We start from the raw sequence: 25,016 nt of genomic DNA, 5'->3' as shown, positions 1-25,016 counted from the left end.
CTCTCGGGGCGAGAACGGCGGCGTTTGAGAAATTGAATATCAAAAACTATTTAATGAAGATGATAAAATATAATCCAACAATGAGCCATAGAGTGAATATTAACGCCTGTAACTTATAACGGCGATGTAACTTTAGTATCCAGCCAATTTTTTCTTCAGGTAACGACTGTACATATTTATAAGCATCTTCCTGAACAAGCCGTTCACGCGTAAATTTCATTTTAACGCCTTTATAAAGGCGAACAAACCAGATTATTTTTTGATAATTTGCCAACGAACCAAAAAAAGAAGCGTAGTCGGTAACAAGATCCAGGTCATATCCTTTTCGCCGGTACTCAGAAAGTAACTGATTATAATCAGCCTCGTGTTTTTTGAAGTAACGAGAACTGAATAGATCCATAACTATCACAATCAGCAATAAAGCCACGATAAGGAATAATAGTAAATTTTCAATATTCACCATATTTTATCCATCATATACTCAGTCGCTCCGCCCGCTATCTCGCCACCAACGTATCCACCTGCAGCCGCCCCGACAATGGAACAGGCGAGCAAACCTACACCACCCGTCGCGACACCAAGCGCAACGCATACACCGGCACCTGCCATGGCCCCGTATTTGCCACCGTAAATCCCTCCTGCAAGACTTGCACCAAAGCTGCTGTATTTTTTTACAGCGACTTTAGTACAACTTTGCTCTCGTCCCGTGGTGCATGCATTGTAAACTTCATTGGTTGTATTTGCACCGGCAAAACCTATTGCAAGCCATCCCCCGGCTTTAAGAAAACGAGCGGCTTTAGAGGCATTATCGACATAAGTTGAATAACCACGAATAGAAGCGACACCCGCTGTGCTCCATTCATGTACAATTGATCTGCTTGACAACCCTAATGCATGCTTCAGTTCGTTATAAGGTTTCATCTTTAACGTCAGCCTGGACAATTTATTTAATAAACCATCCAACTCAGAAAAGAGGCGCTGACGCTCAACAAAAAACTGCTGGCTTATCAATGTCCCTTGTGCCCTGAACTGATTCTGGTATGCCAACTCAATGGATTTAAGTTTTTTTTCTATTTCACTGAAATATTTTTCACCTGCGTCAGCAACAACTCCAAGGGACTTATCCATAAAATTAGTGACTGCGGCTATGGTACTAAAATGGTGATTAAAAAAATTCGCTTCTCCAGAGTTAAGTTCGGCCAGAGCACCGTTGACTTTATTTTTTGCAAGCTGTAATTGCTTAAGTTGCACAGCATTATTACTTCCCGGCGCATCAAGAATCAACATCTGCCCAGGTTTTGACCACTGCATATCACTATTAACCCGCATGAAATAACGTGCAGCATCACTATTTGGATTGTTGAATAAGAGCCTTGCCTGGAAATCCAGAGTTCCGGGTTGCTGAACAATGCAATATCCCGGATTAACTAATGATTGACCAGTCATATTAATTCCCTCTGATTTTCACCGAAACGCTTACAAATAAGCACAAACATTTAAATAAAAATGAAGTTAAGCAGCACCCAAATGTTGACGTTTTTCTAAAAAAGCCAACATTTGGAAACTCTTCTATTCTATTTTAGTCAGCGATAGTTCACCTTTAGCATTCGCACTGAGCACAAAGCGAGTCGCGTACCGAAGAGCGGCATTATGATTTCTCAACTTTAATACCACATCATACTTTCCTGGCTGCCAGTCAACTTTATCCCAGCAAAGACAATCCTCAGACTTTAGAATGCGGCCGGAATGAAAAATTTGTGGGGAATATATAGCTTCCCATTCATTACCTACCTGTCGAGATATTGAAGGTTCGTAAACTAAAACAGTTTCACCTGGCCTCGTGTCTTCCAAAAATCCAAAAACAGGGGACATTTTTTTCCAGCTTAACAGTTAAACTTTTAAACTTTTAAACTTTTAAACTTTTAAACTTTTAAACTTTTAAACTTTTAAACTGAGCAGGATGGGATATGCACGCGCTACATGATAATACAATGGATATAACAGTTATCGCTCTTTCCATCGCTATTATACACCGAGTAGTGAACCAATCGTAATGACCGGGGAAAACTCCCCGGTCACCTGCGCAATTACGCTTCTTTGTTCTCTTTGATGTTCCAGCCAGCGCTGCTTTCAGCACCTTTGCCACCAGAGGTGGTCTGCTCCCAGTACTGCTGCTTCACTTTCGCAGCCTGGAATGCGTAGGTCACACCAACGGTATCGCCATTGTCTGCACCAGTGTACTGAACGGAAGTCACCAGCACATCTTCCAGCGTAATGCGGGAATATTCCACCTGCTGGCCACCCGCTTTACATACGGACAGCTCAACTTTGGTAAGGTGTTTACCGCTGGCGCAGTGTTTCAGGATAGCGGTGGTGGATTTGTCGATCAGCGCGTTAACGTGCAGGTCGTTAAAGTTGACTTTACCGGCACCGCCGCCACCGCCAACGCTCATATTACCTGGCTGGGAAGCGCCCCAGGAGAAGGAGGTAATATCAGTCCAGCCGGTGTGGTTAGAATCTTTAGATTCGCCCGTAACACCCTCGACCTTCAGAAACATATCAATAGCCATAATATCTACTCTTCGTGGATGAACAATATTGCTTTCGAAAAAGCACTTATATGGCAAACAGGAAAGCATGGGGCTGAATAAAACCGTCCATATTTTACCTCTGCCTCATATCAAACGACCCATGTCATTTGACAGTCTTACATTCCCCCTGAATGAAAGGAAAGAATGTGAAGTCTTTTACTCTTGTGGATTATCCTGTAACCAGGTGCGGTCAGGATTTCCGATGATTAACTGAGGTGCAAGTTCGTTAAGTTCGTCGCTGTGATAAAGTCGTAAACAGTTTAAGGTTACGCCTTTGACATCGGGTTTTCGCTCTGAATGAAACCCGTTAATTTGATTTATATATTTCCCAATGATGACATTCACTTTATCCGTGCCATTTTCGGCATCAAAAGGAATCCATTCAATGAATGCACTCGCACTGCGAGCCGCATCAGCAGAAAACTTACTGCCTTTATCTGCCACCTGCGCAAGGCAGCGCGCCAGAACTAAATCTTTTAAAACCTGCCGGTATGTTTGCTGATGATAAAAATCAGGATAGCTATTTCCGGCATTTACATAAGAAGTCAAAAACACGAGGAGATAACCCAAATATTTCATCTGATATCCTTTTCTATATACTCAGTAACACACTGACCAGCATGAGGAACTAACATTTCTCTTTCCGCTTCTCTGCAACAACGTATATACCTATCGCTAATGCATTAACTCCAGTACATAAGGTTCCATGCATTACGATTTGCCGGACATCGTCCGTCCAGTTAAATATAAACAAATAGTAGCCAGATACTGTCACAAATAGCATGAATGAAATAATGAGCAATGTATAACTGATTAAATAGCTGATGAATTTTCTTGTTATCGTTTTTAAAGGTAAATTCATTAGCTATCTCGAATTAACAGTAAAGCTGCCGGCCCCTGCGGGCCGGCAATCGTCATCACGCGTCTTTCGTCTTCAGAGACGGCAGTTTAGAAACCAGACGCAGAGAAACGGTCAGACCTTCCAGCTGGTAGTGCGGACGCAGGAAGAACTTCGCGGCATAGTAGCCCGGGTTGTCCTCAATCTCCTGCACCTGCACTTCCGCAGCCGCCAGCGGTTTGCGGGACTTGGTCTCCTGAGAGGAGTTCGCCGGGTCACCGTCGACGTAGTTCATCACCCAGTCGTTCAGCCAGCGCTCCATCTCTTCGCGCTCGCGGAAGGAGCCGATTTTGTCGCGCACGATGCACTTCAGGTAGTGGGCAAAGCGGCAGCAGGCAAACAGATACGGCAGACGGGAGGCCAGGCGCGCGTTGGCGGTGGCATCCGGGTCGTGGTACTCGGCCGGTTTTTGCAGAGACTGTGCGCCGATGAAGGCAGCAAAGTCGGAGTTTTTACGGTGAACCAGCGGCATAAACCCGTTTTTCGCCAGCTCGGCTTCGCGACGGTCGCTGATGGCGATCTCGGTCGGGCACTTCATGTCCACGCCGCCGTCATCACTCGGGAAAGTGTGGCACGGCAGGTTTTCCACCGCCCCGCCGGACTCCACGCCGCGAATAGAGGTGCACCAGCCGTACTCTTTAAAGGAGCGGTTGATGTTGGCGGCCATCGCATAGGCCGCGTTCGCCCACGAGTAGCTGTTGTGGTTTGCGCCGTCGGTCTGCTCTTCAAAATCGAAGCTGTCCACCGGGTTGGTGCGAATGCCGTACGGCAGGCGCGACAGGAAGCGCGGCATCACCAGCCCCAGATAGCGGGCGTCTTCGGATTCACGCAGGGAACGCCAGGCGGCGTATTCGGTGTTCTGGAAGATCTTGGTCAGATCGCGCGGGTTGGCCAGCTCCTGCCAGGACTCCATCTGCATCACGCCCGGCGCGGTGCCGGTGATGAACGGACAGTGCGCCGCAGAGCCAATGCGCGCCATTTCCCCCAGCAGCTCAACGTCCTGCGGGCTGTGGTCGAAGTAATAGTCGCCGACGATGCAGCCAAACGGCTCGCCGCCGAACTGACCGTACTCCTGCTCGTAGATTTTCTTGAAGATCGGGCTCTGGTCCCAGCCCACGCCCTTGTAGCGCTTCAGGGTGCGGCCCAGCTCCTGCTTGGAGATACTCATAAAGCGGATCTTCAGCATCTCGTCAGTTTCGGTATTGTTGACCAGGTAGCTCAGGCCGCGCCAGGCGCTCTCCAGCTTCTGAAACTCTTCGTGGTGAATGATCTGGTTCACCTGCTGCGAGAGCTGCTCGTCGATACCGGCAATCAGGTTCTGAATGGTGCGGTAGGTGTCGTTCGAGAAGGTAACGGTATTTTCCAGCGCCTGCTGCGCCAGAGTCTTGACCGCACTCTCCACGGCGGAACGCGCCTGATCGGTTTTCGGGCGGAACTCTTTGTTCAGCAGCGCGCTGAACTCATCCTGGCTGAACGCCTGACCCGCCTGCTGATCGTGTTGTTGAGTCTGGTTGCTCATCGATTATTCCTCGCTACCTTTCGCGCTTTCGTCATTTTTTGGCATCTGGCTCAGGGATTTGAGCAGCGTCGGATCCTGAAGGATTTTTGCGATCAGCTCTTCCGCACCGTTTTTGCCGTCCATGTAGGTCAGCAGGTTAGAGAGCTGCGTGCGCGCCTCCAGCAGCTTGTTCAGCGGCTCAACCTTGCGGGCCACCGCGTCCGGCAGGAAGTCGTCCATGCTGTCGAAGGTCAGATCGACGTTGAGCTTACCTTCGCCGGTCAGGGTGTTATCTACCTGGAACGCCACGCGCGGCTTCAGCGCCTTCATGCGTTCATCGAAGTTATCGATGTCGATTTCCAGGAATTTACGCTCGTCGACGGCTGGCAGGTTTTCCACCGGCTTGCCAACCAGATCGGCCATAACGCCCATCACAAACGGCAGCTGAATTTTGCGTTCTGCACCGTAGATCTCTACGTCGTATTCGATCTGCACGCGGGGAGCACGGTTGCGTGCGATGAATTTCTGTCCACTGTTACTCATTGCCATGATGTTCTCCATCAAAGATGCGCGGTGAAGGTGAAACGGCAGACTCCATGCCTGTCGTCATAATGCCAGGACGCGTCATTCGCGGCGTCCAAAGATGTTTTCCAGTTGGTTAACGCCGTCTGGCGCCAGGTCGCGAATAATGTCCATAAAGTTAAGTTCTGACAGCCGCTGCACCCGTTCAATCATCAGCGGCGCGGGGTGGCTCGGTTCGTACTGCGCGAAATACTGCTTCGCTTTTTCCAGCATTAGCTGCGCGTCGGCGCGGCTGGTAACCTGCACGCTGCGCCAGTCGGTGACCGGCTGAACGGGCTGCGCTGCCGCAGGCTGCGGCTCAGCGTGCTGTTCAGCCTGCGCTTCACGGTTCGGCAGCAGCTTACTGATGTCGGTCACCTGACACGCGCTGGCGACCAGCCCCACGGTTTTCAGCAGCTGTTCCATTTCCGGTACGCCGCTTTCACCGAGATGCCCGGTGAGCAGCTCGCGGATGGCCAGCAGCCGTTCGTTAATCACAATGACCGCTGCGGTCCCCGGCTGGTCGCCGCGGGCCAGTTCGTCAATCAGCCTCGGGCGACCGCCGGGATAGTCCGGACACTCGGTTTTACTGCCGTCCAGCAGCGCCTGGGCGTCACGCAGCGAAATTTCATCGCCGTTTGAACGCAGCAGCGAGGCGTTACGTACCGCGACGGTGAGCTCGGATTTATCGCTCAGCCCTGCCAGAGCGTTAATGCGATAGAACGGGTCGGTTTCGCCATACTCTTCCAGCAGCGGATAGAGCGGCTCCCAGTAGCGCGCGATCGCCTCCTGCACCAGCAACAGCCCGTCCGCGTAGCCTGCAAGACCGCGACGGCGGGTCCAGGCGTGGGTTAACGCCAGCATCACGCGAAGATCTTTGGTGCGGCTCAGCAGGCTGGTAGCGAATTTTTCTACCGTGTTCCAGTCCGCAGGCTCTGCCGGGATGATGGTGTCGCCAAACTGCTGTTCCGCTTTGCCCTGACTGGCCTGGTTCATCGCCTGAAAGTCAGCGTCATATTCCAGATTGTCGCCGCAGGGCTTGTCGGCGCTTATCGGCGCGAGAAATTCTTCGATATTCATGTGATCCCTGCTTATTCAAACATAGGCGGATAGAGACCGTGACGCCCCGGGCGGGCGCCCCCTGCCGGGTCGAACAGCAGGGTAAAAAGCTGCCCGGTGAAGTTGCCGCTGTGAACGTGGGTGTACAGCGGGTACCCGTCGCAGCGGTTGGTCCACCAGTAGCTGGTCTGACGCAGCGGGTCAAAACACTCTGCCGCCTGCGGCCAGCCCAGCGTGCTTTGGCCGTCCTCGTCGTAGCCAATGACGTCGAGGATGTCAGAGCGCTTCTGCGGCTCGACGGGCTGCGGCGCCGGAATGGACATCAGCATCTCATCCAGCTGCGAGGCGGAAAAGCTGTTACGCACCGCGTGCAGCCCCAGACGACCAATTTGCTGATACCAGCTCTCCGCCTGGCTGAGCAGGCTGGTCGACCACTCTGACGGGGCGAAGCTCAGCTGAATGCAGACCGGGTACTGTCGGCCAACGCTGTCGCGGCCGGGCAGCAGGCAGCCCATCTGGATCATCTGGCTGCCCAGCATGGGCGGCACCACAAAATTCCAGACTGGCGCTTTCTGAAACGGGCGCTCGCCGCTGCGCTGCTCTTCCTGCTGCCAGGCCAGCAGACCGACCTGGAACCAGTGCGACCACTGGCGCTGTAAGGTGTCAGGAAAGCGACGCTGCAAAAAATCTCCGGCGCTGGGTAATTTGCCATACCAGCTGTAGCGGTTCATCGCAGGGGTATTCGTCATACGGCTGTCCTTGCGGTTATGGGCATGAAAAACGGGGAAGCTGGAACGGGTTGCGGATGCTGTTCGGCGCAAACTCCAGCGTGACCTGATGTCCGTCGACGCTGAAGGTGGCCTGACGGCTCAGGCTTCCCGCGCCCGGGCTGGTGCTCGCTTTGTCAAAAAAGCGGTTGAGCGCCCAGGAGCCGTTGGTCACAAGCGTCGCGGTGCTGCCGTTAGCCAGACCCAGCTGCATACGGACCTGGTTGGTGCCGCCCGGCCCCGGCCAGTTCATGATTTGTACCGCCTGCGGACCGTGGCTATAGCGCAGCAGCTGACCGTCGACATCCAGCGTCAGGTTCAGAATGGTGTTATCCATTCGCACGGTGCGAACCGTCACCTTGAAAGATGGCGTGGTTGCGCCGTTCGCAAAGAAGGCGTCGCGAATCGACTGGGCCTGCTGGAACGGCCTCAGCAGCCCTTCGCTGCCCGGCAGGGTTTTACCGTCGATACCCGGCATAAAGCGCCAGTTTGCCTGCGTCGTATCCACTTTGCTGGTCAGGTTGTCGCGAAAGAAGGTATCCATCAGTCCGGTGCCCGGCGCGAACATGCGGGCGAGATCGTCCGGAGTGACCTCAGTGCTGGCGCTGCGCACCAGCGGGTAGCGACCGGCGATCGCCTGACGGCAGAAACCGCCGACTTCAACGTTGATCCGCTTACGCACGTTTTCCAGATCGCGGCGCTGGGTATCGCTGCTGGCCCCCACCGCCATGTTGCTGAACATGGTTTGCAATCCGCCCGGCAGTCGACCGGCGCTGGCCTGCAGACGGCTGATCGCCTCGCCGCCCGGAGCCGGCATACCGCTGTTGGCGGCGTCCTGCACGGCGGTTAGGTAACGATAAAGCTCGTCCACCTGCTTAAGAAAATCATCAAAGACGATGGTCTTGCCACCCTTCTCCAGCGGCTGGGCCAGCTCAATCATCGGCGCGTAGTGGTCCGTCACCAGCTGCTCCGGCGCCTGAGTAATCGCGGCGGCCTGCGTCGGGGCATTGTCATTATTGCTGAACAGCGCTTCCAGCGTGCGGGTGGCGCGGTTGCTCTGCGCCTGCGCTTTACCGGCATCTTCCGGTGCCGGGGTATCCCGGGAGAGCGTCAGCACCTGGCTCAGGTTCTGCACCAGACGGCGCAGGGGCGAGTTTGCGCCAGAGAGCAGGCGCGCAGTGTTGATGCGCTGGGAGAGATCGGCGCTGTTGTTAAGCTGGATGTCGGCGAGAAAGCGATCCCAGTTCGCGATAAAGTCGCGCATGTAGAGCTGGCGTACGGCGTTATCGATCTGCTGTTTATCTTCCTGCGCCGTGGCGGCCCCCAGCACCCAGGCGTCGTCTTCATGCAGAGCGGTCGTTACGCTGTCAATCTGGCTGTTAAAGCTTTTCCAGTAACCGTCCGGCGTATAAAGACCCGGCACCCCTTCGCTCACCGGCTTACCGCTTTTGCGGGAAAACACCAGTTCGCTCTGTGGCCCGCCCAGGTCGGAAAGGGAGACCGGTTTGAGGTTGTCGTCATGTTCCAGCAGGCGCTTCAGGCGACCGTAGACGCGGGTTGAAAGCGGCTGCTGGTTGATCAGCGCTCTTTCACGCGCCACCAAGGATTCGTCCTGCGCGTACGGCGAGGCCTGAATTTTCGGCTCCAGCAGCTGGGTGAGATGCCATTCGAGCTGCTGCAGCTGCGCCTTCGTGACGTTTTGCGGCAGGTTGCGCTGCAGGTTGAGCATCACCCAGGAGTGCAGGAATTTGCCGTCGTAGTGCTTCGGCTGATAGAGCATCTGATAGGCTTTCAGCGCCTCGTAGCTGTACTCCACGTCGCTGCCGTTATCGTTGCGCAGCCAGGTGGTGATGTGCATAGCAACGGCGGGCAACAGCAGCTGATCCAGCGCCTTCTGGTACAGGGACTGCGAAGCATCGCTGACGTCATCCCCACGGTAAAGCCCCATGCGGCGGGAGACTGGCGGATCGTTGACATCAAACGCGTCGCTTTTCGGCAGGTCCACCAGGCCATTCAGCAATGGCAGCAGATCGAACAGGTCACGCTGCGGCTGGTTCTGCAACGCTTTGCTCTGCTGGTCCAGCAGCGGCACCTTCGCATCCACCTCTTCCAGATAGGCCTTGTTTTTAGCATAGCTGGTGAGCCACAGCCCGCCGAGGATCGCCAGCAGGGCCAGCAGCGCCGCGTAGCCGGACCAGATCACCGCCCGGTTGCGCAGTTCCCACCAGCGGTTTTCCCCGGCGATCCCGGCTTCCTGGAAAATAACGTTTTGCAGCAGGTTCTTGATGAAGAAACTCTGGCCCTTCGCGCCCGGGATTGGGGCTTCTTTACTGACCGAATCCCAGTTATCTCGCTCTGCCCCTTCCGGCAGGGAGAGCGCGCGGTTCAGTTCGCCCATTACGCGGTCAAACGGCATGCCTTCCTGCGTCCCGCTGGCGAAGTAGATCCCGCGCGGGGAGAACTCAGTTTCGAAGTTAGAGCGCGCAAAGACCGTGCTCAGGTAGTCCGCCAGCAGCGGACGCAGCGCGGCGAACTCCTGCGGGAAGAGATACGCTTCGGCGCGGGTTTTCGCGTCATGCTCTTTGAGCATGGTTTCCGGCAGCCCGGCATCAAGACGCTGCTGTAACAGAGAAAATTCCTGCTGGAAGTTGCCCATCAGGTCGTAATCGGCGTGTTTGGTCTGCTCCCACGGCAGCGTGAAGCCCCAGATCTGGTCGCGCTGCGCTTTATCGTAGTCGGCAAACCAGGCGCGGAAGCCTTTGAGAAGGTCGGCCTTGGTCACCATCACGTACACCGGGAAGCGGATACCCAGCTGTTCATGCAGCTCGGACAGGCGCTGGCGCAGGTTCACCGCCTGCTGGCGGGACGCCTCGGCAGACTGGGTCAGCAGGTCCGAAATGCTGATCGTGACGATGACGCCGTTGATCGGCTGGCGGCGACGGTACTTGCGCAGTAGCCCCATGAACTGCAGCCACTCACCGGCATCCTGCGCCTGCTCGCTCTCCTGGGTGGTATAGCGACCCGCGGTGTCCAGCAGCACGGCCTCGTTGGTGAACCACCAGTCGCAGTTGCGCGTGCCGCCAATACCGCGCAGCGCGGTCTTACCAAAACGGTCGGCCAGCGGGAACTGCAGCCCGGAGTTCACCAGTGCCGTGGTTTTACCGGAGCCCGGCGCGCCGATAATGACGTACCACGGCAGCTGATAGAGATATTGCGTGCTGAAGCGCTGGGTCCACTGAGCGCCCTGGCCCGCTTTGCTGAAGTGCGCTTTTTTAAGCATCTGCGCGGCTTCATCAAAACGGCTGGCGAGGATCTGCTCCTCGTTGTTCAGGCGCTGCTGCGGCTCCGCCGCCTCCGGGCTGGTGGTGTTCTCGTTGAGCTTGTCCATCAGCTTGCGGTTCAGCCAGGCGTTATAAAGGCGCGGCAGAATATGGCCCTGCGCCCAAAGCAGGTAGACCACGGCGATACTGATGATGCGGTTCTGTTCGGATTCGAGCGGTCGGGTGTCCACGATGGACAGCAGAGGGCCAATCATCCAGATCACCGCCGCCAGCGCCGTTACGCCGAGGAAGCTCCACAGAATGCGGTTGGTCAGAATGGAAAGAAGTGTAGTCAGCATCCTTAGTTTCCTTGCGGCAATCCGTTCAGCTCGGCCTGGGTGTTTTCAGGCGACACCAGCAGAGTAATTTCCACACGGCGGTTACGGGCGCGGTTTTCCGGCGTCGTGTTCGGCGCCACCGGGTTAATCTCGCCCCGCCCTTCCGCCTTCACGCGGCCAGGCTGAGAGAGGCTTCCCTGCAGCATTTTCTGTACGGAGCGCGCGCGTTCCAGTGAGAGCTCGTAGTTAGAGGCAAAGCGCGCGCTGCGGATCGGCACGTTATCGCTGTAGCCCACCACCAGAATTTTGCCGCTGACGTTGTTCATCGCCTGCGCAATGCGGTTGATGACCGGTTCATAGCGGTCGCGCACGACGGTCGAGGCGGAGGCAAACAGCCCGTCGCCCTTCAGGATCACGACGCTGCGATCTGCCTGGTCTTTTACCGCCACCAGGCCCGCCTCAATTTCAGGCTTCAGGAAGCCGCGCAGGTTAAGCACTGCGGGCAGCTGACGCGCTGGCTGCTGGATGGTGGTTTCCGGCAGTTGGGACTGATAAATCTTCGCCAGCACCGGGTTGGTGTTGTCGCCAAGGCGCCAGTTAAGCACGATGTAAAACAGGCAGGCGATAAACCCGGCCAGCGCCACGCAGGCCCACAGGGGAACCATCGGCCGCCAGAGCTTGCGCAGCACCGGACGATCTTCCGGATGAGGAGAAAGCGGCGGCGGATAGCTGCCGCGCACGCCGCGGATCATCTGCCACAGCCGCTGCTTGATGGTTTCAAGCTGGGTGCGGCCATTGTCCAGCACCCGATAGCGCCCCTCGAAGCCGAGCAGCAGGCAGTAGTTGATCATCTCCAGCAGCAGGATATGCTCGCGCGGGTTCTGCGACAGGCGCGCCAGCAGCTGGAAGAACTTTTCGCCGCCCCAGGTTTCGTTATGGAACGTCACCAGCAGGCCATTGCTGGACCAGACGCCGCTGCTGCCCCAGGGAGTCAGCGCGGCGGCCTCGTCCAGCGCCGTACACAGGCAGTAGCGCGCCCCGACGATCACTTCGTAGGGCAGCCCCGCCTGCTGACAGCGGACTTCAAAACGGCGAATCTCATCGATCAGGCGCTGGCGTAACGCCACCTGATCGTCATGTGATACCGAATGACGGATCTGCGGAATCGCGTTGAGCAGCGGATTGGCGGCCGCCACCAGCTGATTGTTGCTACTGGCTCCGGTAAACGCGGCATCACTGCCGCTATCCTGTCGTTCCTGCATATTAAGCGCTCGCTTTATTATTCTGTCGGGCTACGGATGGCCCAAAACTCCATATCCAGCCCCGGGAACTCCCCTGCAAGGTGCAGGGCGAATGCGCCGGACTTATCCATCTCGTGCCACAGCTCGCTGCCCTTCTCCAGCTCGAAGTAGCTGTAGCCGGCATGCCACGGGATCTGCGGCGGCGCGACCGGCATGGCGCGCAGCATAATGCCCGGCAGCTGCAGCTGAACCAGATCGCGAATTTTCGAGACCGGGGCAATTTTCATCTGCGCCGGGAAATGGGTTTGCAGGTGTTCGCCCGGCACGTTGGCTTTCACCGCCAGCACGAAGCCAAATTCGCGCACCATGCTGGTTTCAGGAACGGTGGCGATGTTCAGGCCATGCGAGCGCTCGTTAAGCGGCAGCTGAATGGCGTGGTCTTCCATCACCAGCGACAGCCCCTGGCGCAGCATCAGCATCAGCTTGCTGAAGCAGTTCGCCAGATCGTCGTGATCGTAGATCGGCAGCACGCTCTCGGTGGTGCGCTGCGACGTCCAGGTCGTGAGCTCGGTGGCAAACGGCAGCCAGCTGCGCCAGAGCGTTTCCGGGTGCAGCAGCGGCAGCGTTTTTAAATGTGAAACCTCGCCCAGATGACGGTTCACGAGCGAAAGCAGCGTAAATTCAATCAATTCAGAGGTGTTAAAGCGGCCAGGCTGACGCAGGCGGCCGCCAATCTGCTGGCTGCGCTGCACCAGCAAACCGTGCAGATCGTTGATCATGCTGTAGATCTGCGGGCTGTTATTGGCGTTCAGCATCGGCGGGATGTAGCTGTTATCCAGCCGCACGTGGTTGTCGTTGCGTTTTTCAGTCACAAACGCCACGCCGATGGATGTCCATTCTGCCGTGAGGTCTTTTTCCAGCATCAGCGTCAGGCGCAGGCGGCCAAACTGGACGGTAGCATCCCCCACCGACATGGCGTTATCGTCCTCCACCTCCTGCTCAAACGCGACGAAGCGGGCCAGTGAGGCGGGCTCTTCGCTGAAAATCACCTCTTCCCGCTCGCCACGACGAACCGGCAGCGCGAGCACCACCTTTTCGTTGGTGAGATTGTCAGGAATTTTTAGCGGCGCGGGACCATTGCGTCCGTTGCGAACCTGGAAAAAGGTGCCGTCCGGCAGTAACCCGCTGCAGTAGCTCAGGGCAATGCAGCCCTGGCGAAGCATCGCTTCGTCCAGTTCTACGTCGAGAAAGCCCCAGAGATAGGAACGCTGCAGCGCACCCCACTCACGAACATGGTTGAGCAGATAACTTTCAGTCCGCTGAAAATGGTGTGGACGCAGGAACATGCCTTCGGTCCAGACGACCTTTTCTGCTTTGGTCATGATGATGTGTTTCCTGTTGTGAAGCGCGTTACTGGCTGATGACCCGAATGCCGTTTACGTCGAGAAAAACGTTGGCCTGGAGTTCATCCGCGGACCATTTCCAGAACTGGTAGATATGATTTTCGCCTGGCACAGGCAGCGGGAGTGAAACGCGCCATTTTTTACCGTCCAGCTTCTGATATTCCGCCATCACGCCGATATAACGCGCCTCAGGATCGCTCTGACCGCTGAGGGTTTTGGACAGCTGTCCCGGCATCAGGAAGAAAACGTCGCTGTTCAGCAGATTCGCGCCAAGCGTTGCTGACGCGTTGTTCTGCAGGGAATAGAAGTCGCTGGACATGAAATCCGCATCGGATTTCAACAACAGCACCCGGACTTTAAGTGGCGCAGAATCATTGATTTGTGGATGAGCCTGAAACTGCAGATTGTAGCGGGAAGGGTCGCTGTGTGAAGACGACGTACAACCACTGACAAGGGCGAAAATCGCCGCGTAAAAGACTAACCACAGCCGATGAAACTTTTTATTATTCATAAAAATACGCCCACGAAAGCCGTTTAGTTCAGGATCCAGGTACCGTTAGCGCTGTCTTTGCAGGCTTTGCTGTTGCCATCCACATCGACACAGGTCGCTTTTTTACGCACCTTAGGACGAATGGCCTGTTTGCGGACGGTGGCTTCGTACTGGTCGGCTTTGATAACGGCACGCATCGGGACGTAGCCAATCAGCTGCTCGTTCCCCTCATCGGCGAGCGCCATCCAGTAGTGTTCAACCTGCCCCAGCACTACATAGGTTTTTCCGGTTTCCAGCGTACGGATAACCTTTCCGCCAAAATCAGGACGGCTCATCAGGGAGGCCGGGTACATGGCACGATAAGGCTCGTTGAGCTGGGTGAATTCCGTTGGCGGCACCACGGCGTGACGGTGGGTCAGGGTGACACCGTTGACCTGGCTGGTCACGATCGTGTCGTCGGTGATTGCCGGTTTCTGTGGCGCTTTACAGCCCGCCACCGCCATTACAAACAGAAGTGAAAACAGTACGCGCATTTTCATATGCTTTTCCGTAGCGATATTTTGATGATGGAGATAAGGGGATGAAATTTGACTTAGGTGCTATTGTTAAAATAGTCAGGATAATTTCGGGATGTTACTAATTTAAAGACATAGCTACCGCACGAGCCCTTCAGAATAAGGCCCAGCGTCTTCCTGACATATTTTGACAAACGGTAAACAAGTTTACATGAGCTTTGCTTCAATTCAATATTTACCGCATCGTAACTGTTGGTAAATGAAGCAGTCGGAAAATTATAGGATTAATCCTATGATAAAAAACGATATGGCCCACGCTTTCTTATTCCCCCACCATAATATGACATAACCTTATGTTTTATCTATTAAAAAACACAAAGGATAACTACTTTATTAACGCAGTCACGCTATTACCGCCACTACCATAATTAGTAGAATTCGCGGTTTTTTGATGTCAAAGGAATATATCTCTGATGAATTATTTGTTGCACTAACAGGGTATGTTTAATATTGAAGACGCTTCATCGTCTGGGTGAGAGTATTTCACTTATGCAGCAAGATGTTAATTTCATGCCGCAAAAAAAGCGTATATTTTAGTCCGTAATAATTCCACTGTCAGGTATACCTTATATCTATTATTCATTAAGCGTGAGTAAACCTTTCTGCCATTCTCTCAATTGAAAAATGCCTCCAGTAGTCCATCAGACGCGAACCGCGGCGATATCTCCAGCGCATCAGCTTCATTCGAAGTTTAACTGGCGCTACATACTTTCCTGCTCACCGCCATCTATCTCGCCTACCGATTGATAGATAAAATTTATTATTAAAATGATAAAATTTCGTTATAATTTCTTTAAATATTTAAACACAAGATCATATAAATCACTGTAATAAAAAGAGTTTTAGTTAAGTCGCTTTTCCGTTCCGTATGTGCTTTGCCATTCGGTCGTCATTGCTTTCACCTATTGCTCTCGTCAGTGATTTTTTGAGCTCAGGCGTTGTGTGATCGAACAAATCAGGAGTGGGTATGAACAAGAAAAGACGCTCGGTGCCAGGCATCAGACACTATGACGGCCCTGCCGGCGGCTGGGGCGCGTTGAAGGCGACGGCCATTGCGGTACGTACCCAAATGGATACCCTGGACGCTCCCGCGACGCTGCTGCGTACCAACCAGCCGGACGGTTTTGACTGCCCCGGCTGCGCGTGGCCCGATAAAGAGCACAAGTCGACATTCCAGTTCTGCGAGAACGGCGCGAAAGCGGTGACCTGGGAAGCGACCAGTAAGCGCGTTACCCCCGATTTTCTGGCGGAAAACAGCGTCTCCTCGCTGCTGGCTAAATCAGACTTTGAGCTGGAAGGTTACGGTCGTCTGACGCATCCCCTGCGCTATGACCGGGCCAGCGATACCTTCCGGCCCGTCGACTGGGACGCGGCGTTTCAACGCATCGGGGAAATATTGCGCGGGCTCGAACCGGACCAGGTCGAGTTTTATACTTCCGGGCGCGCCTCCAACGAAGCGGCGTATCTGTTCCAGCTGTTCGCCCGCGAGTACGGCACCAATAATTTCCCGGACTGCTCGAATATGTGTCACGAGGCCACCAGCGTCGGCTTGCCGCGCTCCATCGGAATTGGGAAAGGCACCGTCTCGCTGGACGATTTCGACAAGACTGAGCTGGTGATCTCCATCGGTCATAACCCCGGCACCAACCATCCGCGAATGATGGGTACCCTGCACGAGCTGGCGCGTCGCAATGTGCCGATTATCGTTTTCAACCCGCTGCGCGAGCGCGCCCTCGAACGTTTTGCCGACCCGCAAAGCGTGATTGAAATGGCAACCTATGGCTCTACGGACATCGCCTCGACCTACTTCCAGGTGAAGGCCGGGGGCGATGCCGCCGCGCTGAAAGGCATTGCTAAACACCTTCTGGAGATGGAGGCCGAACGCGGTGACGTGCTTGACCGCGCGTTTATTGCAGAACACACCCGGGGTATTGAAGATTTTGCCGCCGATATCGCGCAGACCCGCTGGGACGACATTGAGCACGAGTCGGGGCTCAGCCAGGCGGCGCTCAAAAAGGTGGCCGAGGCCTATGCCAAATCAAACGCCACCATCATTACTTACGGAATGGGGATTACCCAGCACAATAAAGGCACGGCGAACGTCCGCCTGATTGCTGACCTGCTGCTTCTGCGCGGGAACATCGGCAAGCCCGGCGCGGGGATCTGCCCCCTGCGCGGCCACTCTAACGTTCAGGGGAACCGGACCGTCGGGATTAGCGAGAAGCCTGCCCCAGCCTTCCTGAACCGCCTGAAAGAGGTGTTTGGCTTTGAGCCCCCTTCCCGTCACGGACACGATGCGGTGCAGGCGACGCGGGCCATGATCGACGGTCGCGCAAAAGCGCTCATTTGCCTCGGCGGTAACTTTGCCGTCGCGATGCCCGACCACGAGAACGGTTTCCCGGCGATGGGTAACTTGGATCTGAGCGTGCACGTCGGGACCAAGCTGAACCGTACCCATCTGCTGGTGGGCAAAGAGACCTTTATTTTCCCGTGCCTCGGCCGCACGGAGCTGGATATGCAGGCCACCGGCCGCCAGTCCATCACCGTCGAAGACTCCATGTCGATGGTGCATGCTTCCTCCGGCAAGCTGAAACCCGCCTCGCCGTTGCTCCGTTCGGAGCCTGCCATCGTCGCTGGCCTCGCAAAGGCTACCCTGCCGGAAACACGCGTGGACTGGCTGACGCTGGTTGAGGATTACGACCGCATCCGCGATTTGATCGAGCAGACCATTCCGGGCTTTGAGAACTACAATGCGCGGATCCGTGTTCCCGGCGGCTTCCGCATGCCGCTGCCTCCGACACAGCGTATCTGGCCGACCGCAACGGGCAAAGCGATGTTCTCGGTATTCGACGGCGTACAGGAAAACGCCAGCGGTGAAGGCGAGCATGTGCTGCGCCTGATCACGCTGCGCAGCCACGACCAGTACAACACCACCATTTACGCCCTGGACGATCGCTACCGTGGCGTATTTGGCCGCCGCGACGTGCTGTTTATGAACGAAGAAGATATGGCGCAGTCAGGGCTGGAACACGGCGATCGCGTGGATATCGAAACCGCCCTCCCCGGCAGCGCGCAGCGTCTGGAAGATATTACGGTGGTGGCGTACAACATCGCCCCGGGCTCCGTCGGCGCGTATTACCCGGAGGCCAACGTGCTGGTGCCGCTCGATTATCTCGATAAGGACAGCGGTACGCCGTCGTATAAATCGGTTCCGGTTCGCATTACCCTGCGCTCGAAAGAGATCCGCATGCTGTAAGGCTTTACGCGCAGAGAAGAGTGATGGACATAAAACAGTTAAAATATTTACTCGCGCTCGACGAGACCCGCCACTTTGGTAAAGCGGCATTGCGGTGCAACATCACCCAGCCGACCCTCTCCATGCGCATCCGCAGCCTGGAAGAGGAGCTGGGGCTGGTGTTGATCGTGCGCGGGCAGCGCTTTGAAGGGTTTACGCCGGAGGGAGAGCGCATCCTCGCATGGGCGCGCGCGCTTCTTGCCGCGCACGACGGATTGCAGGCGGAAGCCGCGCTGTGCAAAGGCCAGGTGGTGGGGGAATTACGTCTGGGGATGGTGCCGCTGGCGAGCGTGGATCCGATGATCTTTATCCGCCTGCTGACGCAAAAATACCCGGAGCTTACCTACAGCCTCTATTCTATGTCTTCGGCGCAGATTGCCGACGGCGTCAGCCGCAATCAGCTTGAGCTGGGGATTTGCTACCTGAACAGCATCGACACCAGCCTGTTTGACATTATTCAGCTTCCTAAAACGAAGATGGGGCTGCTCCACGACACCCGTCATTTCCAGCTTACCCCGGAGACGCTGACCTGGCACGACCTGACGGATTTTCCGCTGGGGTTCCTGACCAAAGGGATGCACTACCGGGCACATATGGAGGCCAGCTTTAAAGCTGCTGGCATCGAACCGACGGCCGTTTTTGAGAGCGACTCCACGTTCCAGATCATTCAGGCGGTTCAGAGCGGTGTATGCTGCGCCGTGATGCCTCTGAATAACGGGCTGGAAGCCCTGAACGGCACTTTCAGGATTATCCCCATCGCCGACGCGAACATTGAGGCTCCCATCGGCCTGATTATGCGCAGGCAGAAACCCGTCTCTTCGCTGGCGCTGCGCTGTTTTACCGACGCGCAGGCGATTTATCACGCGGACAAGGAGGCGTAAGCCTGCCGCGTCACCACGCTGAAACCGCCGATCAGCACCGCGGCGCAGACCTCCCGGTATTCCGGCGCACTCACCAGCTCGCGCAGCGCATCGCGAATGGCGCTGAGCGTTTCGGGGGACGTGCGTCGCGACGTGATTAATGGCAGCCCTGGCGTCAGCGGCGTTCGATCGAACGCCGCCAGCCCCGCAAGCCGTTCCGGCTCATGACGCTCCAGCAGCGCCCAGGTCACGCAGTCGATGGCGGCGATATCGCTTTTCCCGCGCTGCACGTCAATCAGCGACTGACGGTGGCTGCCGCTGAAGGACGTTTGTGAAAAAAATGGTCCGTCAATAATCAGGGGAGCCACCTTTTTTCGCAGCGCGTTATAGCCGGACTGTGAGTCTTGCGAATTACAAACCGCCCGACGTCCGCGAAAATCCGCCAGCGTGAGATGCCTTTCCTCCGCGCGCGCTACCAGAAAACTGCGGTACTGGCTCCCTTCGCAGCCCGCGGCGGTGTAGTGAAAACAGCCCACCACCTGTACCTCCGGGAGCTGCGTCACCAGCGGGTAGCCGCATGTCTGGCTGAGGATAAGCTCAGGCTGCTGCCAGTGGGCCAGCAGGTTAGACTCCGGCCAGCCGGGAATACGATCGACGGGCACGCCACGCGCGGCCAGCAGATGCTGCACCGCCAGCCAGAGCGCGCGGGTATCGCCGCGATCCACGGCGTACATGGGAAACGCCAGCAGGTTACTCATACCTCTCCTCCTGTTGTTTTCCGGGATGGACGGTGACCTCCACTGGCCGGGTCCAGAACTGGCGTAGCCATTCACCGTAGCCCCGGACCACAAAGCCGTGGTTACGCTGCCGGTACGCCTCCCGGTTTTGCCGGTAGATCGTCGGCAACCCGTACCAGGGAACGCCCGGTAAATCGTGGTGAATAGAATGGTAATTGAGATTCAAAAACAGCACCCGCCAGACTAGCCCGGCCTCGTTAATGACCGAGCGCGCGAGCGGATCGTCCGCCGCCCGATGTTCGTAGAACGAGCGGACCTTGGTCAGCGCCAGCGCCGGATAGCTTACCGCCAGCACAAACCAGACGGGCGAAAAGCCGTGATGCACCATCCACGCGAAAAGTGCCGCCAGCAGCAGAGCGTGAACCAGCCACATCGCCATCGCCCGCAGGTGAAAATCACGAAACGCCGCCACGGCGCCGCCCAGCGCCTGAAGGATATCCAGCAGCGGCGCCAGCAGAAGCCGCCCGACGAAAGTATTCCGGGCCCGGATCAGGCGCTTCTGCCACGGGGAAAAGCGCGCCCAGCTCGCCTCGGTAAAATAATACGACTCCGGGTCATCCGCCGGAAAGGTCAGGCTATCGTGACGGTGATGGGCCAGATGGGAATCCCGGTACAGGCCATACGGATACCAGACCGCCAGCGGGAGCGTGCCGAACAGCTGGTTAAGCCAGGCAAAACGGGTGGGATGCCCGTGGATCAGCTCGTGCTGCAGGGACATGTACCAGGCGGTAAACCAGATAAGCAGCAGCGTGGCGGGAAGCAGGCCGAGCGTTTGCCAGAACGTTAGCGTGGCAAACCAGCCGGTATAGATAATGACGATCAGCAGCCACGTAGGGAGTTCACTTCGCCACAGAACCCCAGATGCAAGTCGGTGGATGTGATTGCGCTGCTGCGGATGTAAATAGAGGGAGCTTCGTTTACTCATTCCTTCAGACGCCGTTTCGCCAGAGACAATGCTCTGACGATCGGGGATAACGCCTGAAATGACAAAGAACTTAAATCGCTTTGCTTTGCCGGAAACGCAGGGTCACGTCCGGCTTGACTTATTCTGTGGTAAAGGTACTTTTCAGGACATGAAGAAAATATTAATTATCGTACCTGACGGCGGCATGCTGTTTGAGGCCGCCGGTATCGCCGACATTCTGATGCAGGCCAACCGGCTGCATCCGGAAGGGCTTACCCAGCCCCGCTACCGTATCATCATTGCCACCACGCAGCCCCACCAGGTGATCCACGGCCAGTCTGGCCTGAACCTGCTGGCGGACTATCGTCTGCCGGAGCTGGATCCGCGCGAACCGCTGGACACCATTATCATCACCGGACGCGGGATCAACGAGCAGGAGAGCACGGCGGTGGTGGACTGGCTGCACCTCGCTGCGCCGCACGCCCGGCGGGTCGCCTCCATTTGCGGGGGCGCGATGCTGCTTGCCCAGACCGGCTTGCTGGACGGCCGCCGCGCAACCACCCACTGGCGGCTGCTGGAGACGATGCAAGCCCAGTACCCGGCTATCCACGTCGAAGGCGGCCCGCTGTATATTCAGGATGGCCCCATCTGGACCTCCGGCGGCGTGAGTTCCGGATTCGATCTGACCCTGGCGCTGGTGGAAGACGACTACGGATTTACCCTCGCCCGCGACGTGGCGCAGGATATGGTGATGTATCTGCGTCGCCCCGGCGGACAGCTGCAGTTCAGCCGCTATAGCCTGCAGCAGCCTGGCGCATCGGGGCCTATCAGCGAACTGCAAACCTGGATCCTGCAGAACCTCACCGCCGACCTGTGCGTGGAAAATTTGGCCGAAAAGGTGGCGATGAGCCCGCGCAATTTCACCCGGGTTTTTACCCGCGACGCGGGCGTCTCGCCTGCCCGTTACGTGACGGAAGCGCGCCTGGCCGCCGCCCGACAGCTGCTTGAGCAGACCCATGATCCCCTTGAGCGGGTTGCCGAGCAAAGCGGGTTTGGCACCAGCATTAACCTGCGCCGCGTGTTTGAGAAACAGCTCCACCTCACGCCGGGCGAGTACCGCCAGCGCTTCCACTGCCGCATGATGGCGTAATCTGATCCTTTTTTGTCGTTTACGCCAACCGGCCCCGCGCCTAAAGTGACTCCAGACAACAGAGATAAGGAGTGCACCATGGTTAAGGTCGGTATTAACGGTTTCGGCCGTATCGGACGTAATTTCCTGCGCGCGGCGCTGGGTAACCCGGATCTTCAGATTGTGGCCATTAACGATCTGACGGACAGCAAAACCCTCGCCCACCTGCTGAAACATGATTCCCTTCTGGGCAAACTGCCCGCGCCCGTTGAAGCGGCTGACGGCGCGCTGCAGGTGGACGGTCAGCGGATTGTGGTGTTTAGCGAACGCGATCCGGCAAATATTCCGTGGCGCGATGTGGGTGTTGACGTGGTAATTGAGGCCACCGGCTTCTTTACCGATCGGGAAAAAGCGGCGGTGCACGTCACGCAGGGTGGCGCAAAGCGCGTCATCATCTCCGCGCCCGGCAAAAATGACGATCTGACGGTTGTGATGGGAGTGAACCACGATCGCTACGACCCGGCTCAGCACGTGGTCGTCAGTAACGGGAGCTGTACCACTAACGGTCTGGCGCCGGCGGCTCAGGTGCTGCATCAGCAGTTCGGGATCGAGCATGGTCTGATGAACACGACGCACGCCTACACCAACAGCCAGGCGCTGCACGACCAGCCGGAAAAAGATCTGCGCGGCGCGCGCGCGGCGGCGCTGTCGATTGTGCCTTACTCCAGCGGCGCGGCGAAAGCGCTGGGCAAAGTGATCCCCTCCCTGGACGGCAAGCTGACCGGGTACTCCCTGCGCGTCCCGGTGCCGGTGGTGTCGATTGTGGATTTAACGGTAACGCTCAGCCGTAGCGTAACCGCCGAAGAGGTGAATGAGGCGTTCCGCAACGCGGCCGCCAGCGGGCCTCTGAAAGGGATCCTGGGCTATAGTGATGAACCGCTGGTCTCCAGCGACTACCAGGGCGACCCGCGCTCCTCCATTATCGACGGGCTTTCCACGCTGGTGATTGGCGGGAACATGGTGAAGATCCTGGCGTGGTATGACAACGAGTGGGGCTTCTCTAACCGCCTGGTGGATCTGGCGGTGCTAATGGATAAGAAGGGGCTGTAAGCCTTACCTTGATGCCGGGTGGCGCTTGCGCTTACCCGGCCTATAAATTAAAACATCATTCAGTAATATCACCTCAACCCTCGCAGAATAGATAATTCAAGATAATCTTACGTTTATTCAATGTTTTCAAATTCATCATATCAATTATAGAAAAAACAGGTTCCAATAAAGAACTCGCGTTGAGGCTTGATCGCGCCGTCGCGGGGGTAAAGGATGGTGTCATAGAATATTTTAATAACTGTGCCGATTAGCGCTACACTTTTGCAGTTCCATGCTCTGAGAAATTTAGAAGTAGATAACCATCTTTTCCTTTGTTGTTCTCTAATGCCCTTCCCTTATATTAAATTCTTTTATCATTACTTATAGCTTGCGTTTCACATCAATATAATAAATGAATTTTTAAGAACTATTCACTGCATGAATTATTAATTATGTAATATTTGGTGGTAACATAACCCTTTTACATCGTGAGGGATCTACATGCACAATTTCAGATTGATCATGATATGGGATGCAGCAAGAGTGCTTAACCCCGAAGATTTTCAATACATACTGAGGCCGGAAGTCGCTTTTGAAAGAGCAAGAATTTACTACGATCTTGATTCTGACAACTATTCTTATTTTAGCCTCCAACAAATGCCAAATAGGAAGAATGGATTTATCAACCCCTTTTCAGCGAAGTATGATCGTAAATGTAATGGTATGTACGATGGTGCTTATGATCATACGCAGCATAATATAGATATTGGCTGGTTTATTGGAATAGATGAATCTGAAAAATGGGATTATTTTAAGCATCCATTTTATTTTGATGAAAACGGTGATCTTGTTTATGATTGTTTTATGGAACATTGGCATTCATGGTTTGAAATGAAAGTTAGGGAAGCATACAAAAAGTGTTTAAATGATCATCCGGGCAGGAAACCAGCACCTACAAAAAAAATTTATTTTTCAGACGTCCCTATACAACATGCTCAATCAGCTAAAACCATCAATAGCAAAGCAGCAGGACGTTTATTAGCCGCTGGAGGGGTTTATAATGGAAACATTGAAGGATTCAGGAAAACAGCAGAGCAATTAGGTGGTGAAGCGGTACAGGGTTATGATCAAGTATTGAATGAACAAACAGCAGGTACAGCTATTGCAGTGGCATCAATTCTGTTATCGAAACGATCTATTGAGCTTGGTGATGTTCAAGATATAACTAAATTTGTAGGAAAAGTTCGAGGGGATTCTGTATTACTACAGAATGTTGAAGTAACCCAAATTAATTATGTTAAAAGAACGGCAGAAGAAACTGCAATATTAAGAAAGGAATTCAATAGTACGGTAAAGAAATCTTTTCTTAAAGGTCTATCTAATACCCCTGAGGCAATGAATAAATTCTCCCCCGAAATGCTTGAACGGATGAGCATCGGTAGAAATCCAGATGGATGGCAAGTACATCATAAACTACCTTTAGATGATAGCGGCACAAATACTTTTCATAACTTAATACTAATGAAAAATGATCCATATCACCAGGCATTGACTAATTATCAATTTAATATGACAAGAGACATGATTGTCGGTGAAAGTAGAATAGTCCCATGGGTTAAACCCCAAGGTACAATTTATCCAAAGTGAGGGTGATATTATGGAAAAAGTTATAGACATGATGGTGAATGAGCTTTCTAAACTCATGGAAGATTATGGATACAGAATCTATCCGCCAGTTAGTACTAATTTTTTGGAATCAATGACCAAAGCTAATTCTTCAAACACTGATTTACCGCCCGTTCTTAAGGATATAAATAATGACATTTTGTTTTTTTTGAAAAAGCAACCGGATTATGTTTATTTTTTGACAAAAATGGATGGCTTTGAGTTCGATGGAGTAATACTTTATAGCTTTGCCCTTCAGCTTGAAGAGAATAATGTACCTATCAATAATATTTTCCTTTACAACGATAACTTTAGAAATAATGACATATGTGTTAATACTGATTTATCTGAACGCGTTGTTATTGGTCAGGATAGTATTTCTTTTTTCACATACGATCTCAAGGAAAATGTGTATCAAATTAGAGACAATGTAGGTACAGAAAAAATATTTGGTTCGTTTGATAACTTCTCTGATTTCTTAAGGGAGATCCTTGATACTGTAGCATAGCCTGTCACCGTCTGGTGGATCTGGCGGTGCTAATGGATAAGAAAGGGCTGTAAGCCTGGAGCCGGGTGGCGCGAACGCTCACCCGGCA

The 25,016-nt window shown here is 54.7% G+C and carries 21 protein-coding genes; 6 read left to right on the top strand and 15 right to left on the bottom strand.

Going from position 1 to position 25,016, the window contains the following annotated elements:
• Window positions 1-46 precede the first annotated feature (46 nt).
• From APT89_RS03020 to APT89_RS02960, 13 genes are all read right to left on the bottom strand, one after another.
• On the bottom strand, window positions 47-463 hold the full coding sequence (locus tag APT89_RS03020; RefSeq protein WP_041909541.1) for a hypothetical protein: 417 nt from the start codon (window positions 461-463) through the stop codon (window positions 47-49).
• Complete coding sequence (locus APT89_RS03015) at window positions 457-1,446, bottom strand: hypothetical protein (RefSeq protein WP_041909539.1); 990 nt, start codon at window positions 1,444-1,446, stop codon at window positions 457-459. Before APT89_RS03015 ends, APT89_RS03020 begins: the two co-directional genes overlap by 7 nt.
• 641 nt (window positions 1,447-2,087) lie before the next feature.
• A complete protein-coding gene (locus tag APT89_RS03010; protein ID WP_008502640.1) occupies window positions 2,088-2,570 on the bottom strand; it encodes an Hcp family type VI secretion system effector in 483 nt (160 codons plus the stop codon).
• A gap of 177 nt (window positions 2,571-2,747) precedes the next feature.
• Window positions 2,748-3,170 carry a T6SS amidase immunity protein Tai4 family protein gene (locus APT89_RS03005; protein WP_041909537.1) on the bottom strand — a complete coding sequence of 141 codons (423 nt, stop codon included), beginning with the start codon at window positions 3,168-3,170 and terminating at the stop codon, window positions 2,748-2,750.
• Between the two features lie 338 nt (window positions 3,171-3,508).
• Complete coding sequence (gene tssC, locus APT89_RS03000; RefSeq protein ID WP_006810956.1) at window positions 3,509-5,008, bottom strand: type VI secretion system contractile sheath large subunit; 1,500 nt, start codon at window positions 5,006-5,008, stop codon at window positions 3,509-3,511.
• 3 nt (window positions 5,009-5,011) lie between these two features.
• Window positions 5,012-5,536 carry a type VI secretion system contractile sheath small subunit gene (gene tssB, locus APT89_RS02995; RefSeq protein WP_022648413.1) on the bottom strand — a complete coding sequence of 175 codons (525 nt, stop codon included), beginning with the start codon at window positions 5,534-5,536 and terminating at the stop codon, window positions 5,012-5,014.
• A 75-nt stretch (window positions 5,537-5,611) separates the two neighbouring features.
• Window positions 5,612-6,628, bottom strand: coding sequence for a type VI secretion system protein TssA (tssA, locus tag APT89_RS02990; RefSeq protein WP_041909535.1), 1,017 nt, complete (start codon window positions 6,626-6,628; stop codon window positions 5,612-5,614).
• 11 nt (window positions 6,629-6,639) lie between these two features.
• On the bottom strand, window positions 6,640-7,356 hold the full coding sequence (gene tagF / locus APT89_RS02985; RefSeq protein WP_008502646.1) for a type VI secretion system-associated protein TagF: 717 nt from the start codon (window positions 7,354-7,356) through the stop codon (window positions 6,640-6,642).
• A 16-nt stretch (window positions 7,357-7,372) separates the two neighbouring features.
• Window positions 7,373-10,993, bottom strand: coding sequence for a type VI secretion system membrane subunit TssM (gene tssM / locus APT89_RS02980; protein ID WP_060571725.1), 3,621 nt, complete (start codon window positions 10,991-10,993; stop codon window positions 7,373-7,375).
• Window positions 10,994-10,995: 2 nt separating this feature from the next.
• A complete protein-coding gene (locus APT89_RS02975; protein ID WP_028013493.1) occupies window positions 10,996-12,234 on the bottom strand; it encodes a DotU family type VI secretion system protein in 1,239 nt (412 codons plus the stop codon).
• Window positions 12,235-12,251: 17 nt separating this feature from the next.
• The gene (gene tssK, locus APT89_RS02970; protein ID WP_041909533.1) at window positions 12,252-13,595 is read right to left on the bottom strand and encodes a type VI secretion system baseplate subunit TssK; all 1,344 of its coding nucleotides are present in this window, start codon (window positions 13,593-13,595) and stop codon (window positions 12,252-12,254) included.
• Between the two features lie 28 nt (window positions 13,596-13,623).
• Window positions 13,624-14,127, bottom strand: a complete 504-nt coding sequence (gene tssJ, locus APT89_RS02965; RefSeq protein WP_028013495.1) for a type VI secretion system lipoprotein TssJ — start codon at window positions 14,125-14,127, stop codon at window positions 13,624-13,626.
• 23 nt (window positions 14,128-14,150) lie between these two features.
• Window positions 14,151-14,645, bottom strand: coding sequence for a hypothetical protein (locus tag APT89_RS02960; protein ID WP_045630807.1), 495 nt, complete (start codon window positions 14,643-14,645; stop codon window positions 14,151-14,153).
• A 1,003-nt stretch (window positions 14,646-15,648) separates the two neighbouring features.
• On the opposite strand from APT89_RS02960, the gene APT89_RS02955 reads away from it, so the two are divergent.
• Both APT89_RS02955 and APT89_RS02950 read left to right on the top strand, forming a co-directional pair.
• Entirely contained in the window at window positions 15,649-17,937 is a 2,289-nt protein-coding gene (locus tag APT89_RS02955; RefSeq protein WP_060571724.1) for an FdhF/YdeP family oxidoreductase, read from the top strand.
• Window positions 17,938-17,960: 23 nt separating this feature from the next.
• Window positions 17,961-18,857 carry a LysR family transcriptional regulator gene (locus tag APT89_RS02950; RefSeq protein ID WP_045630805.1) on the top strand — a complete coding sequence of 299 codons (897 nt, stop codon included), beginning with the start codon at window positions 17,961-17,963 and terminating at the stop codon, window positions 18,855-18,857.
• On the opposite strand, the gene APT89_RS02945 is transcribed toward APT89_RS02950, so the two are convergent.
• Both APT89_RS02945 and APT89_RS02940 read right to left on the bottom strand, forming a co-directional pair.
• On the bottom strand, window positions 18,836-19,594 hold the full coding sequence (locus APT89_RS02945; RefSeq protein ID WP_060571723.1) for a phosphate/phosphite/phosphonate ABC transporter substrate-binding protein: 759 nt from the start codon (window positions 19,592-19,594) through the stop codon (window positions 18,836-18,838). The genes APT89_RS02950 and APT89_RS02945 overlap by 22 nt on opposite strands.
• Entirely contained in the window at window positions 19,587-20,558 is a 972-nt protein-coding gene (locus APT89_RS02940) for a fatty acid desaturase (RefSeq protein WP_060571722.1), read from the bottom strand. The genes APT89_RS02945 and APT89_RS02940 overlap by 8 nt, the downstream gene beginning before the upstream one ends.
• Window positions 20,559-20,706: 148 nt before the next feature.
• On the opposite strand from APT89_RS02940, the gene APT89_RS02935 reads away from it, so the two are divergent.
• From APT89_RS02935 to APT89_RS24395, 4 genes are all read left to right on the top strand, one after another.
• Window positions 20,707-21,687, top strand: a complete 981-nt coding sequence (locus APT89_RS02935; protein ID WP_060571721.1) for a GlxA family transcriptional regulator — start codon at window positions 20,707-20,709, stop codon at window positions 21,685-21,687.
• A 78-nt stretch (window positions 21,688-21,765) separates the two neighbouring features.
• The gene (gap, locus tag APT89_RS02930) at window positions 21,766-22,776 is read left to right on the top strand and encodes a type I glyceraldehyde-3-phosphate dehydrogenase (RefSeq protein ID WP_049138809.1); all 1,011 of its coding nucleotides are present in this window, start codon (window positions 21,766-21,768) and stop codon (window positions 22,774-22,776) included.
• Between the two features lie 480 nt (window positions 22,777-23,256).
• A complete protein-coding gene (locus tag APT89_RS02925; protein WP_060571720.1) occupies window positions 23,257-24,402 on the top strand; it encodes an HNH endonuclease signature motif containing protein in 1,146 nt (381 codons plus the stop codon).
• Between the two features lie 10 nt (window positions 24,403-24,412).
• Complete coding sequence (locus APT89_RS24395; protein WP_157846184.1) at window positions 24,413-24,928, top strand: YrhA family protein; 516 nt, start codon at window positions 24,413-24,415, stop codon at window positions 24,926-24,928.
• The last annotated feature ends 88 nt before the right edge of the window (window positions 24,929-25,016 follow it).

It is taken from the genome of Enterobacter sp. 50588862 (genome assembly GCF_001462935.1).
Lineage (GTDB): Bacteria > Pseudomonadota > Gammaproteobacteria > Enterobacterales > Enterobacteriaceae > Enterobacter > Enterobacter bugandensis.
This window is presented reverse-complemented; position numbering and strand designations above follow the sequence as displayed.